Genomic DNA, 12,134 nt, shown 5'->3' with positions numbered 1-12,134 from the left:
ACTTTACCTCATCCTCCAAATACCGTTACATGTGATACACTTATATTGTATCACAATGATATAAAAGGGGAGAAATAGGAAATGCTGCATATACAAAAAATTACGCCAGCGATGAAAGAAACAATCCGAATGTTCATGTGTGAGAATTGGGGAAGTTCATTGATGGTTTCACGTGGTAAGGGACATCAGTTAGAAGAGTTGCCAGGATTTGTTGCGCTCTCAGATGACAGAATAATCGGAATTATAACGTATGAAGTGACCGGAAATATGTGCGAAATTGTATCGCTAGATAGCTTTGAAGAAAGAAAAGGAATAGGGACGAAACTTGTGGATTGTGTATTACAAGTTGCAGAAGAAGAACGGTGCAGACAGGTTTGGCTTATTACAACTAATGATAATATGAATGCGTTACGATTTTACCAAAAACGTAATTTTGTAATGACTAATTTATATTTGAATGCGGTAGAGGAGGCACGAAAAATAAAGAAAGAAATTCCACGTATTGGATATGATAATATCCCAATTTTACATGAAATTCAGTTGGAGTATCGTTTAGTGAAGTGATGTAACAATTTTCAGAAATGTGAGTTATTAATCTTGACGGATAGTGTAATTTAGGTTACCGTAAAATTGTAATCTATTACCATATTAAGGGGTGACGATGTGGCAACTATACGTGATGTTGCAAAATTGGCAGGTGTTTCAGTCGCAACCGTTTCACGAGTTATTAATGAAAAAGGATACGTTCATGAGGACACAGTAAAACAAGTAAAGGAAGCAATTGAAGAATTACATTATAGGCCAAACAGTGCAGCGAAGCCACTATTTAAAGAGAATTCAACGATAATTGCATTACTTGTAGATAATTTATGTAACCAATCAAACATCACTTTGCTACATTGTATTGAGGAAATAGCATATAAAGAAGGTTATCAAATCATTATTTGTAATATAGAGAATAAAGATAGATACATACATATGCTGAAGCAAAATAACATTGCAGGTGTTATTTTGACAAGAGCAGTTTTTAAAAGTGTAGGAGAAATTCCATTTCCGTTTGTTGTGATTGATGAGCAACAATTACATGGAAATTATTATGAAAGTGGACAGAGAGCTGTTTCTTTATTAAAAGAGAAAGGGTGTCACTTTCTTGCATATTTCGGTGAGGGAGAAGAAAGTGAAGAAATGGAAGATCATATAGCAGGGTTTTTAGACGCTGTTTGGGATGAAGGAATCTCTTATCGAGAAGAATGTGTACAAGGGTATACAAATAAACAATTTATTACATTATTGCAAAACAATCCATATATAGATGGAATTGTAGCCTCAAGTGATCAGATTGCTATTGAGTTAATTCGGTCAGCGAGATTTCTAAATATACATATACCAGATAAATTAAAAATTGTTGGACCGAATGGGAGCATAGAGTGTGAATGGATAGGTTCATCACTACCGACAATTGAAAGCTGTGTCAAAGATAACGGAAAAGTAGCTTTTCAACAATTAAAAGGAAAAATGAAAAAGTAAAAGGTGCGTTTTATACGCACCTTTTTATAATGTAATTGCGGCAATAAAGCCAAATATAAGTAACGGTATATTGTAATGTAGAAAAGTGGGTACACATGTATCCCATATATGATGGTGCTGACCATCAGCATTTAAACCGGATGTTGGTCCAAGGGTACTATCCGATGCTGGAGATCCTGCGTCACCTAGCGCTCCGGCTGTACCGATAATAGCAATTGTGGCCATTGGACTAAATCCAAGCTGAATGCAAAGAGGTACAAAAATGGTTGTTAAGATAGGGATGGTTGAAAAGGATGAACCAATTCCCATCGTAACGAGAAGTCCAATAACGAGCATAAGAAATGCAGCGAGTGGTTTGTTATTTCCAATTATATGTGCACTCGTTTGCACTAGAGATTCAACATGTCCTGTTTTTCGAAGAACAGCGCCGAATCCGGCGGCAGCAATCATAACAAAGCCAATAAAGGACATCATACGCATTCCGCTTGTTAATATCGCATCTGCTTCTTTAAGTGGTAGACTGCCACTAACTGATAAGACGATAATACCTGCTAAAGCACCGAAAATCATTGATTCTGTTGTTAATTGAACAGTTAATGTAGCAATGATAGATAATAACCCGAAAGTAATACTACGTTTTGTATAGGGAACGATTTCATTTTCGGTAGTATGAATTTGTTCTGTTTCATACGTACGAGGTTTTCGGTACGTAATGAATACTGCTACACATAATCCAATAATCATACCGATTGCTGGAATAGTCATTGCTTTTGGAATAAGTGTGACATCAAATGTAAGGCCGCTTTGCGCAGCGTTGGTTTGCAATACGTCATGATAAATTTTTCCGAACCCTGCAGGGATCCACATATAAGGAGTAATCAATCCAAATGTAATAATACATGTGACAAGTCTGCGATCCACTTTCAGCTCATTTAATACTTTTAAAAGTGCTGGAATTAAGATGGGGATGAAAGCAATGTGAACAGGAATCACATTTTGCGAGAAACAAGCCATCGTTAAGATAATGAATAAAATAAGTATTTTAGAATAAACTTGTTTTTTCGTGTCTTGTTCATTGCCAATCCATTTTAATGCAGTTTGAATCATAGCATCTGGAAGTCCTGTTTTGGAAAGGGAAATAGCGAAACCACCAAGCATTGCATAACTTAAAGCGATTGGAGCACTGTTTCCAAGACCAGTTGTAAAAGTGTTAATCGTTTCTGAAATACCGAGTCCGCCGATAATTCCGCCTGTTAAAGCTCCAACAATGATGGCGACAATGACCTGGACACGTAACAAACTAAGCAATAGCATAATTGCTACTGCGACGAGTACAGCGTTCATAATAAATGTAATCTCCCTAAATTTTTATTCTGTTAAGACAAGTAAATATGAAACATTTTGCTATGTTTATACATACTTGCGACATATTATTATAAAATGTTTTCTATGAAATGTAAAAGAGCCTTTTGTTACTAATGCTGAAAAGCTAGCTCTTGTTTAATTGATTGCAAAGAATTAGCGAATAATTCTGGTTCTTCTAAATCAGGAGAATGTGCTGAATTTGGGAACCAAATCATCTTTTTTATAGGCGCTTCAATAATATCGCAATATTCCTGAACGAGTGCATAAGGAGTTTGATAATCATAGCGACCAGAACAAAAATAAACTGGAATAGATAAACTTGAGATAGAAGAAAAGAAATCGATTGTCAGCATTTCTTCCCATAAAACGCCAGATTTTAAATTTCCTGCGAGAAACTTGAACCAATCTAATAGCGTATACTCAGGAGAAAAGAAACCTTTTCGTATGAAAGAAAAGGAAGATCCGTTTTGGATTGCGCCTCCAAATGTGCCAAGCCACTTTCTTTGAATAATGAGACGTCTCGTATCTAAAAATGGTGGTTTGCCTAATTTTAAAAGGGAAGCTAATGCCTTTTTATGATCATGTTTTTTTGCAGAATGAATTAAATGTTGATATAGCAATTCTTCATTTTGTTTCATATGTACAATTTGCCCAATACCGATGTAAGCCTCGATATACTTTGGATATTGATGTGCTATGTTAAGCCCAATAATACTTCCCCAAGAATGACCAGCGAGAAATAGTTTTTGTTTGTTGAACCTTTTAAGTACATATTGAATCACTTCTTTTGCATCGGAAACGAATTGTTCGATTGTGAAATTTGCTCCGAAATCTTTCATTGAAAAGGATTTACCAGCCCCGCGCTGATCCCAATTAATAACAATAAATTGCTTCTCTAATTCTTTTTGAAAATGGCGAATAAATCCGATTTGTGCCATCCCAGGTCCGCCGTGACAGCATAATAAAATAGGTTGCTCTACGTTTTGTCCACGCATAAGGAGAGTTTGTTTTCGATTATTAATCATAACGCTTTCTATCGTAGCGATACTATTAGGAATGAGTTGTTTGTTTTCATTATAGAACTGAGGGGTGTAGCTACGAAAAAGCATATTGAAAACCTCCTTTTGTGAAATCGTATGAATCGCACAGGCTATTCATTTTGCATATACTGTTAGAAAATCATTGTAACATACCATACTAGTGTCATTTCAACACGGGAGGAGGGAAATTGTGACGATTGGAGAAATTATAGATGGTTTAAATAGACGTGAATCCATCGCTATTATAGCAAAACGTCTTGAAATAAGCCCGTATACATTATCGAAGAAATTAAGATTGATTGGATACGAATATGATGGAGAGCAGAAGAAACGTATTTTTGTAGGAGATGGAGAAGAACCACGTCACTTACAACTCCAAGAAGCGACCGCCCTTCAATATGAGAAAACAGATTATCAATTATTAATTTATGAGCAACTACAAAGTATTTATGAGTTATTAAGAAAAAGAGAAGAAGTAATTGCACCAATTGTGAGTAAAAGTACAGAGAAAAAGAGACGAACTTTTTCTATTAATACAGAAATATTAGCAAGATTGGACCTTATATCAGAATCGAAAGGAATTCAAAAATCTAAACTTGTAGAAGAAGCGTTGCAACAATTTTTACAGCAATATGAAGTTGACAAAACATCACATTTTGATAACTAAAGAAAAGGATACTATGTTCATTGGAAGAACGAGTATCCTTTTTATGATGTATATTACGTATAAAATAGAGGATCAGTACAAATCCTTTATGGTGTGAAAAATGAAATTTATTATTAGAGAAACACTTAATTTACTTTTTGAATTCTTCCATCAATAACTGGCTGAATTGGTTCTTTTAATTGTTTTACGTAATCGACTAACGCTTCAAAGTCGTTTGGACCAGTTTCTGCATTTGTACCATTTTTAAATGATACAAATCCGTCACCGCCAGAAGTTAAGAAGGCATTTGCAACTACGCTATACGTTGTAGATGGAGATAATTCTTCTCCGTTTGTTAAACGTATATTTGTAATTTTTTCACCGTTTGGTTTATTTGCATCCCACGTATATTGAATACCTGAAATTTGAAGCATTCTTGTTGTTCCTTTTTGCCATTGCTGATTTAAAATATCGCGAATGTCTTGACCTGTTAAATCTACTTTAATCAATTGATTTCCAAAAGGTTGAATGCCGTATAACTCACCCCACGTAATATCACCAGCATCTAAGTCATTACGAATGCCACCAGGATTCATGAGGGCAATTTGAGTTTGCATCGTTTGACGCTGAGCATCGGCAACTAAATTTCCAAGAGTGGACTCACCAGCATCATTTTGTTTACGGTCGATAGGTGCTGTAGATTTTCCGACCACTTCATTTACAAGTGGTGCGATTTTTTCTTTATATTGATCTAGTTTTTTCTTTACTTGTTTATCAGGTTCTACACCTTCATGATACGTTGTAACAACTTCAGCTTTTTTCTTTACAATATCCTTTGTTTTACGATCAATTGTTACATCCACGTCTGAGAAAGCCGTTCCGTATGAATTTGCTTGGACAATTAGTTTATTATTTACTGTACCATTTACATACGTATGACTATGTCCACCGAAAATAACATCAACTTCTGGGTCTGTTTCATTTGCAATTCGAGTAAGATCGCCATTTGTTACCCCAGACTCATCGGTTGTTCCACCGACATGAGCAAGAACGACGATAGATTTAACGCCGAGGCGTTTTAATTGTTGTGTTGATTTATTAATTGCTTCTACTTCATCAGTAATTTGTACATTTTTAAGCATCGTAGGCATAACGACATTTGGTGTATCAGTTGTAACAACCCCAATGAATCCTACAGGAACACCATCTACCATTTTTACAGTAAACGGTGGTAAAAATAAGCGGCCAGTTGATTTGTTGTAGAAGTTAGCAGCTACATAGGGGAAGTTAGCTCCTTTGAAATTTCCTGTTTTTTCATGATATCCACCGTAAATGAGGCGTTGCATTTCATCAATACCTTCATCAAATTCATGGTTTCCGATTGTACCAACATCAAATTTTAAGTCATTTAAAAATTCAATTGTCGGTTCATCTTGTAATAATGCTGAAACTGGTGGACTAGCTCCGACGATATCACCAGCATGTACGAGAAGTGTATTAGGGTTTTGTTTTTTACGTTCTTTTAAATAAGTAGCTAAGTAATCAGCGCCACCAGCTTCTTTATTATTGATTTTTTTAACAGTATCTAGTTGTCCATGGAAATCATTAATACCAAGCATTTGTACGTCTATGTAGTGGTTTTGTTCAGCTGGATTCTGAGATGGGGGAGCGGCAAATACGCTTGAAAAAGTAATGGTGCTTAAAACAGCAACGGCAGGAATAATTTTTTTCCACATAATATAATTCTCCTTTTTTTATAATCTGACATCATACGACATAATTTTAATAGATTCATAGGATTATAGCTACACAAAAATTTAGTCTTTTCGAAAAATTAACATATTTACAAAAAGTGAATAATAGAGTAAAGACCCTTTTTTATTGTCGATTTCATCGTGTATCTACTATAATGGAGAAAAAAGTAAAAGGTGAGTAGCATGAAGAAAAAGAAACAAAGACAAATACAAAGACAAAGACAATCACAAGTGAATCAACCAAAGAAAGAAACACTTACATTAGGCGATCAATTAAATGATTCACTCATGCAACAATTAAAGAGTAAGAAGAAAGAGTTGCAAGTGAGGGAAGAGGAAAAAGAGGCAGCTGAACTGGAAAGAAAGCGCCAAGAACAAAAAGAACGTGAAAAGAATAAATCATTTGAAGAACTGCTAAGTGAAAGTAACCTTACTTGGAAAGACTTTAAATAATAAAAAATGATCAGTGAAATACCACTGATCATTTTTTGACGAGCTTGTAAGAAAAGGGGAGTTAGAATGAGAAAAATTGTCGTTGTTCCACATGAAAACCATTGGAGTGAAAAATTTCAAATGGAGGCTAAAAGATTAAAATCAGCGATGCCAGAAACGGTAAAAATTCATCATATTGGAAGTACGTCAGTTCCTGGACTGGCAGCTAAACCTATTATTGATATGATCATGGAAGTAGAAAATATCGAAAGAGTAGATGGGTGGAATGAACGATTTATAGAGCTTGGTTACATCGTAAAAGGGGAAAATGGTATTTCAAGACGCCGATATTATATTCATGGAACTGAAGAAAAACGTTCGTATCATTTACACGTGTTTGAAAAAGGAAATCCAGAGATAGTAAGGCATTTAGCATTTCGTGATTATATGATGGCTCATTGTGAAGAAGCAGAGGCATATGCAACCTTAAAGAAAGAATTAGCCGAAAAGTATACATATGATGGCGCGTTATATACGGAAGGAAAAAATGAGTTTGTGCGCAATGTGGATGAAAAAGCGAAAGAATGGAGAAAAAATAACGTGAATGAATGAATTCACGTTATTTTTTAGCTATATAAAAGTGTTATGTAAACTGTACGTATGTTTTGACTTTTGGGATGAATCTTGTTGAAATAAAGTTGTGGCTTATAAAAATGTAACAATGAAAGGGAGACGAATGTGCATATTCCAACAACTACACTTCATAATGGCGTGAAAATGCCGATGATTGGTCTAGGCGTATATAAAGCGAAAGAAGGAGACGAAGTAAAACAAGCAGTAAAAACAGCGTTAGAAGTTGGATACCGTTCGATTGATACAGCAACTGTATATGAAAATGAAAGCGGTGTCGGAGAGGCGATACGTGAATCAGGAATTTCAAGAGAAGATCTATTTATTACAACAAAAGTATGGAACGACGATCAAGGATATGAGGAGACACTCGAGGCATTTGAAAAGAGTTTGAAAAAATTACAAATGGACTATGTAGATTTATATTTAATACATTGGCCGGTAAGAGGGAAGTATGTTGATACGTACCGAGCTTTGGAGAAATTGTATGAAGAAGGTAAAGTGCGCGCGATTGGTGTTTCTAATTTTCATAAACATCATTTAGAACTATTATTACCAAATTGCAAAGTGAAGCCGATGGTAAACCAAGTGGAACTTCATCCGATGTTGACGCAATTTGAGTTGCGCAATTATTGTCAAGATGAGCAAATTCAAATGGAAGCATGGAGTCCGTTAATGAGGGGCGGAGAAGTATTCCAGCATCCAATCATTCAGGCTATTGCTAACAAATATGAAAAAACACCTGCACAAGTTATATTAAGGTGGGATATTCAAAGCGGGATTGTTACAATTCCTAAATCTGTTACACCATCTCGTATTAAAGAAAACTTTACTATTTTTGATTTTGCACTAACTGAAGAAGAGATACGTCAAATTAACACGTTGAATCGTGATTTACATGTAGGAACGAATCCTGATAAATATGATACGTTATAAAAAAGACTGTCTCCTAATACTGGAGACAATCTTCTATTTATCGGTAATTCGATATTTTTAACGATGCAAAGCATATGTGTCATATTTAACAATCTTTTGAAGTTGTATATATTCTTCTTTCGTTAAAGGTAACTGTTGGCTAGCTCGTATATTTTCCTGTAATTGTTGAAGCGAGCTTGCACCAGGTATAACAGCTGCAACAGTCTTATTATGTAAGCAATATTGAATAGCTGTTCCTGTTAAAGAGCGTTCTCCAATCGTTTCTTTTACACTCGCTAGAGTTGTATGTAATTCATCGTAAGAATAAGAGAGATAATCCTTTTCCTTTACTCTTTCTATTTTTCTTGCATTGTTGTCAGTTAAAATTCCTTTTGCAAGTGGCCCGCGGGCAATGACGCTAATTTGGTGTTCATTCAGAAGGGGGAACCATTCTTCTGGACGACGATTTAAAAGGCTATATTCCATTAGTACACTAACGATGTTTGAGCGTTTTGCATACTCACGAACGACATTTGGGCGTATAGAAGAAATACCGTAATGGCGAATAATACCTTCCTTTTTCAATTCTTCAAAAGCTTCAATTGTTTCATCTATTGGATCTTCAATCGTTCCGCCATGAAGTTGGTAAAGGTCAATATAATCAGTTTGAAGTCTACGTAAACTTTCCTTTACTTCAGTCTTTATGTAAGCTTTAGAAGGATCCCAAGACCAGCCATTTTTTTCTTCTGTCCAACGATTTCCAACCTTCGTTGTAAGTACAATTTGGTCTCTTCTTCCCTTCAAGGCTTTTCCAACAAATTCTTCATTTAATCCGTAATCATATAAATCTGCTGTATCAAAAAAATTAATTCCTAAATCGATCGCTTCATCGATAATATGCATAGCTTCTGTTTCAGATGTACCGAGAGACATACAGCCAAGGCCCATTTCTGTAACAAACAAATCTGAGTTTCCTAATTGACGTTTTTTCATAGGTCAACCTCCTTACCTTTATTGTACGAGAGGGAAAAGAGGTTGACAAACGTTTACTTTTCGCTGCGCATTAACTGCCCGTAAAAGCATGATTAATGTTTCACTTTATTTGCTGTAATCCACTCTTGTACAGTTGTATACTCTTTGCTATATTGCTTTAGCTTATGGCGAATTTGCCATGCTTTTCCGACTAAAGTGACGCGATTTGGTAAAATATAAACTTTCATTTCTATCACGCTCCTTTCAATGTGGTAAAATGTATGAGGAAAGAATAGGAAATAGAACAGGGAGATGAAGTAGTGTGAGTAATCTTGCAGAGAGAACAGTAAAAACTGAGCCGATTTTTGATGGTAGAGTTATAAAAGTTCGTGTTGATGATGTAGTATTACCAAATGGAGCAATGAGTAAACGTGAAATTGTAAATCACCCTGGTGCAGTTGCTATTATTGCTATTACTGATGAGGGGAAAATTGTGCTTGTTGAGCAGTATCGTAAAGCACTTGAAAAGGCGATTATAGAAATTCCGGCTGGCAAGTTAGAACCTGGTGAAAAACCTGAGGTAACAGCAGTTCGTGAATTAGAAGAGGAAACAGGATATGTATGTGAAAATATGGAGCTCATTACTTCTTTCTATACATCTCCAGGATTCGCAGATGAAATTTTATATGTATATAAAGCGACAGGTTTGACAAAAAAAGAAAATAAAGCTGAGTTAGATGAAGATGAGTTTGTGGAATTAATGGAAGTATCGTTAGAAGAAGCGATTACTCTTATGAAAGATCTTCGTATTCATGATGCGAAGACGATGTTTGCAGTACAATATTTACAACTACAAAAATAAACACTCGCCAAAGGCGAGTGTTTTTTAATTGATTTTTGCATATACACGTGCATCACGTAAGCTACCATCTGGTGCTAGGAAATCATTTTCCATTGTACCTTCTAGAATGAATTCTAGACGTTCTGCTAAGCTACATGCATTTATATTTGTTGCATCAGTACGAATTTCAATTCTTCTAGCGCCTAGTTTATCAAAGGCGAACTGAATTGCACCTTTAACAGCTTCGGTCATATAGCCTTGTTTTGTATAGGCACTATGTAGCCAGAAGTGAAGTGAAAACTTTGGAATATCCCAGTTTTCAGGCTTTAGTGTAATTGCTCCGATGAATGTACCAGATACTTTATCGTATAAGTGAAAATCAAGTGTTTCACGAAGTAAAAACTGTCCGTGAGCTTCGCGAACAATTTCTTCAGCACTCTCTTCTGTTTCAGCGTTAATTGGTATCCACGGTACTAAGTCTTCTAGAGAAGCTTGGATTGCTTCATATACTTCTGCACCATCACCTGGAAATGGTTTACGAACTTGCAAGCGTTCAGTTTGAAATAATGTTGGAAAATCTAATAATAATGGTTTCAAGAGAAATCCCTCCTATTCTCTACTTTTTAGTTTAGCAAAGTAGAGCGGAATTTCAATGTTAATTCGTCATACTTTTTTCTTTCTTTCATACATTTTTAATAAGAGTGTGAACGGAGGGAAGAAAAATGTGGCGAAAAAATTGGCAAGACCGTGTAATGTCTCACATACAGGAAAACTCTTCATTATATATATTTAACGCCGTTTTATTATTGATGGGAGTAATATTCGGAGCCATTCTGGTGAATAGTTTACAAATCAATCAAAAACAAGATTTATCATTTTATTTACAACGTTTTTTTGGACAAGTCTCTAAAGGAGAATTTGCTATTGCGGGCGAAATGTTTCGAGAAAGTTACTTTTCGCAATTAAAATACATCGGGTTTATTTGGATTTTAGGGATTTCAATTATTGGATTACCACTTATTTTTATTTTATTATTTGTAAAAGGAGTTGTCGTTGGATTTACAGTTGGTTTTTTAGTAAGTCAGCATGGATGGAATGGACTATTATTAGCATTTGTATCTGTTTTGCCACAAAATTTAATTATCATTCCAGTCTTTCTCGTTATGACAACTATTGCTGCAAGTTTTTCTTTACGGATGATTAGGCATCAATTTATTAGAAAAATAACCGAGCCACTATTACCATTATTAATCCGTTATACATGCTTCTTTCTTGTAATTGGAGTAGTGTTAGCACTTGCTTCTAGTGTGGAGGCTTACGCATCACCAGTTTTAATGAAAGAAGTCGTTGAGGCTATTAATAAAAAATAAATACTTTTTGAGAATAATTATCAATTTGTTTTTATTGTTTTTTCTTTTGACAGAAGCCCTTCTTCTGATATAATGGTGTAAGAGTGGCGAGGAGGGAGTAGTACCGAATGGAAGAAAGAATTGAACGAATTAAGAAGCAATTACATGCAGCGAGCTACAAATTAACACCGCAACGTGAAGCAACAGTTCGTGTGCTGCTAGAAAATGAAGAAGATCATTTAAGCGCAGAAGATGTTTACCTCCTTGTAAAAGAAAAGTCGCCAGAGATCGGATTAGCAACCGTCTATCGAACTTTAGAACTATTATCTGAGTTAAAAGTTGTCGATAAGATTAACTTCGGAGACGGTGTTTCACGCTATGACTTACGCCAAGAAGGTGCGCAGCGTTTCCACCATCATTTGATTTGTACACAATGTGGTGCTGTACAAGAAATACAAGAAGATTTACTTGGTGAAGTGGAAAGGAAAGTAGAACGAGACTGGAGCTTTAAGGTGAAAGATCATCGTTTAACATTCCATGGGATTTGTAAAAATTGTCAAGAAAATGAAACGGATGAAAAATAACCTTTTCCTATTTATCTAGGAAGAGGTTTTTTATTTGAATAAGGTATAAATTGGTGAAAGCTTGGCATATGTTGTAATA

General features: G+C 35.3%; 15 protein-coding genes. 9 read left to right on the top strand and 6 right to left on the bottom strand.

Annotation, left to right across the window (positions count from 1 at the left end; all coding sequences use genetic code 11):
• Positions 1–81 precede the first annotated feature (81 nt).
• Positions 82–564 (top strand): GNAT family N-acetyltransferase, encoded by a 483-nt coding sequence (locus MHB52_RS21325; protein WP_000902436.1) that lies wholly within the window; start codon positions 82–84, stop codon positions 562–564.
• A gap of 99 nt (positions 565–663) precedes the next feature.
• Positions 664–1,527 (top strand): LacI family DNA-binding transcriptional regulator, encoded by an 864-nt coding sequence (locus MHB52_RS21320; RefSeq protein ID WP_061663472.1) that lies wholly within the window; start codon positions 664–666, stop codon positions 1,525–1,527.
• A gap of 24 nt (positions 1,528–1,551) precedes the next feature.
• Here MHB52_RS21320 and MHB52_RS21315 read toward each other — a convergent pair whose 3' ends face one another.
• Both MHB52_RS21315 and MHB52_RS21310 read right to left on the bottom strand, forming a co-directional pair.
• Entirely contained in the window at positions 1,552–2,871 is a 1,320-nt protein-coding gene (locus MHB52_RS21315) for a Na+/H+ antiporter family protein (RefSeq protein ID WP_000994810.1), read from the bottom strand.
• A 131-nt stretch (positions 2,872–3,002) separates the two neighbouring features.
• The gene (locus MHB52_RS21310; RefSeq protein ID WP_000898973.1) at positions 3,003–4,001 is read right to left on the bottom strand and encodes an alpha/beta fold hydrolase; all 999 of its coding nucleotides are present in this window, start codon (positions 3,999–4,001) and stop codon (positions 3,003–3,005) included.
• Between the two features lie 121 nt (positions 4,002–4,122).
• On the opposite strand from MHB52_RS21310, the gene MHB52_RS21305 reads away from it, so the two are divergent.
• Positions 4,123–4,599, top strand: a complete 477-nt coding sequence (locus MHB52_RS21305) for a ribbon-helix-helix domain-containing protein (protein ID WP_000151931.1) — start codon at positions 4,123–4,125, stop codon at positions 4,597–4,599.
• Positions 4,600–4,724: 125 nt separating this feature from the next.
• Here MHB52_RS21305 and MHB52_RS21300 read toward each other — a convergent pair whose 3' ends face one another.
• Positions 4,725–6,314: a bifunctional metallophosphatase/5'-nucleotidase gene (locus tag MHB52_RS21300; protein ID WP_061663473.1), complete on the bottom strand. Its 1,590-nt coding sequence runs from the start codon at positions 6,312–6,314 to the stop codon at positions 4,725–4,727.
• 201 nt (positions 6,315–6,515) lie between these two features.
• Here MHB52_RS21300 and MHB52_RS21295 point away from each other — a divergent pair, with 201 nt between their 5' ends.
• From MHB52_RS21295 to MHB52_RS21285, 3 genes are all read left to right on the top strand, one after another.
• Positions 6,516–6,785, top strand: a complete 270-nt coding sequence (locus tag MHB52_RS21295) for a YqkE family protein (protein WP_016118586.1) — start codon at positions 6,516–6,518, stop codon at positions 6,783–6,785.
• Positions 6,786–6,851: 66 nt separating this feature from the next.
• Complete coding sequence (locus tag MHB52_RS21290; RefSeq protein ID WP_016118585.1) at positions 6,852–7,376, top strand: GrpB family protein; 525 nt, start codon at positions 6,852–6,854, stop codon at positions 7,374–7,376.
• A 126-nt stretch (positions 7,377–7,502) separates the two neighbouring features.
• Positions 7,503–8,330, top strand: coding sequence for an aldo/keto reductase (locus MHB52_RS21285; protein WP_061663474.1), 828 nt, complete (start codon positions 7,503–7,505; stop codon positions 8,328–8,330).
• 57 nt (positions 8,331–8,387) lie between these two features.
• Here MHB52_RS21285 and MHB52_RS21280 read toward each other — a convergent pair whose 3' ends face one another.
• Together MHB52_RS21280 and mciZ are read right to left on the bottom strand one after the other, a co-directional pair.
• Positions 8,388–9,302, bottom strand: coding sequence for an aldo/keto reductase (locus MHB52_RS21280; protein WP_000747213.1), 915 nt, complete (start codon positions 9,300–9,302; stop codon positions 8,388–8,390).
• A 92-nt stretch (positions 9,303–9,394) separates the two neighbouring features.
• Positions 9,395–9,529 (bottom strand): Z-ring formation inhibitor MciZ, encoded by a 135-nt coding sequence (gene mciZ, locus MHB52_RS21275; RefSeq protein WP_000870302.1) that lies wholly within the window; start codon positions 9,527–9,529, stop codon positions 9,395–9,397.
• 74 nt (positions 9,530–9,603) lie between these two features.
• On the opposite strand from mciZ, the gene MHB52_RS21270 reads away from it, so the two are divergent.
• Positions 9,604–10,143, top strand: coding sequence for an NUDIX hydrolase (locus tag MHB52_RS21270; RefSeq protein WP_000067041.1), 540 nt, complete (start codon positions 9,604–9,606; stop codon positions 10,141–10,143).
• Between the two features lie 24 nt (positions 10,144–10,167).
• On the opposite strand, the gene MHB52_RS21265 is transcribed toward MHB52_RS21270, so the two are convergent.
• The gene (locus tag MHB52_RS21265; RefSeq protein WP_000803479.1) at positions 10,168–10,719 is read right to left on the bottom strand and encodes a GNAT family N-acetyltransferase; all 552 of its coding nucleotides are present in this window, start codon (positions 10,717–10,719) and stop codon (positions 10,168–10,170) included.
• Between the two features lie 155 nt (positions 10,720–10,874).
• Between MHB52_RS21265 and spoIIM the strand changes: the two genes are divergently transcribed.
• Together spoIIM and fur are read left to right on the top strand one after the other, a co-directional pair.
• Positions 10,875–11,492, top strand: a complete 618-nt coding sequence (gene spoIIM, locus MHB52_RS21260; protein ID WP_013142149.1) for a stage II sporulation protein M — start codon at positions 10,875–10,877, stop codon at positions 11,490–11,492.
• Positions 11,493–11,599: 107 nt separating this feature from the next.
• Positions 11,600–12,055, top strand: a complete 456-nt coding sequence (fur, locus tag MHB52_RS21255; RefSeq protein ID WP_000392657.1) for a ferric iron uptake transcriptional regulator — start codon at positions 11,600–11,602, stop codon at positions 12,053–12,055.
• Positions 12,056–12,134 lie beyond the last annotated feature (79 nt).

The sequence above is a fragment of the Bacillus sp. FSL K6-0073 genome, from assembly GCF_038006085.1.
Taxonomy (GTDB): domain Bacteria; phylum Bacillota; class Bacilli; order Bacillales; family Bacillaceae_G; genus Bacillus_A; species Bacillus_A cereus.
Note: the sequence above shows the minus strand (reverse complement) of the source record. Positions and strands in the feature narration are given on the sequence as shown.

What these genes read in the sequence shown, in the direction of transcription:
- MHB52_RS21290 (WP_016118585.1), top strand. Translation starts at nt 6,852, where the DNA reads ATGAGAAAAATTGTCGTTGTTCCACATGAAAACCATTGGAGTGAAAAA.
- fur (WP_000392657.1), top strand. Translation starts at nt 11,600, where the DNA reads ATGGAAGAAAGAATTGAACGAATTAAGAAGCAATTACATGCAGCGAGC.
- MHB52_RS21300 (WP_061663473.1), bottom strand. Translation starts at nt 6,314, where the DNA reads ATGTGGAAAAAAATTATTCCTGCCGTTGCTGTTTTAAGCACCATTACT.
- MHB52_RS21325 (WP_000902436.1), top strand. Translation starts at nt 82, where the DNA reads ATGCTGCATATACAAAAAATTACGCCAGCGATGAAAGAAACAATCCGA.
- spoIIM (WP_013142149.1), top strand. Translation starts at nt 10,875, where the DNA reads ATGTCTCACATACAGGAAAACTCTTCATTATATATATTTAACGCCGTT.
- MHB52_RS21280 (WP_000747213.1), bottom strand. Translation starts at nt 9,302, where the DNA reads ATGAAAAAACGTCAATTAGGAAACTCAGATTTGTTTGTTACAGAAATG.
- MHB52_RS21295 (WP_016118586.1), top strand. Translation starts at nt 6,516, where the DNA reads ATGAAGAAAAAGAAACAAAGACAAATACAAAGACAAAGACAATCACAA.
- mciZ (WP_000870302.1), bottom strand. Translation starts at nt 9,529, where the DNA reads ATGAAAGTTTATATTTTACCAAATCGCGTCACTTTAGTCGGAAAAGCA.
- MHB52_RS21310 (WP_000898973.1), bottom strand. Translation starts at nt 4,001, where the DNA reads ATGCTTTTTCGTAGCTACACCCCTCAGTTCTATAATGAAAACAAACAA.
- MHB52_RS21315 (WP_000994810.1), bottom strand. Translation starts at nt 2,871, where the DNA reads ATGAACGCTGTACTCGTCGCAGTAGCAATTATGCTATTGCTTAGTTTG.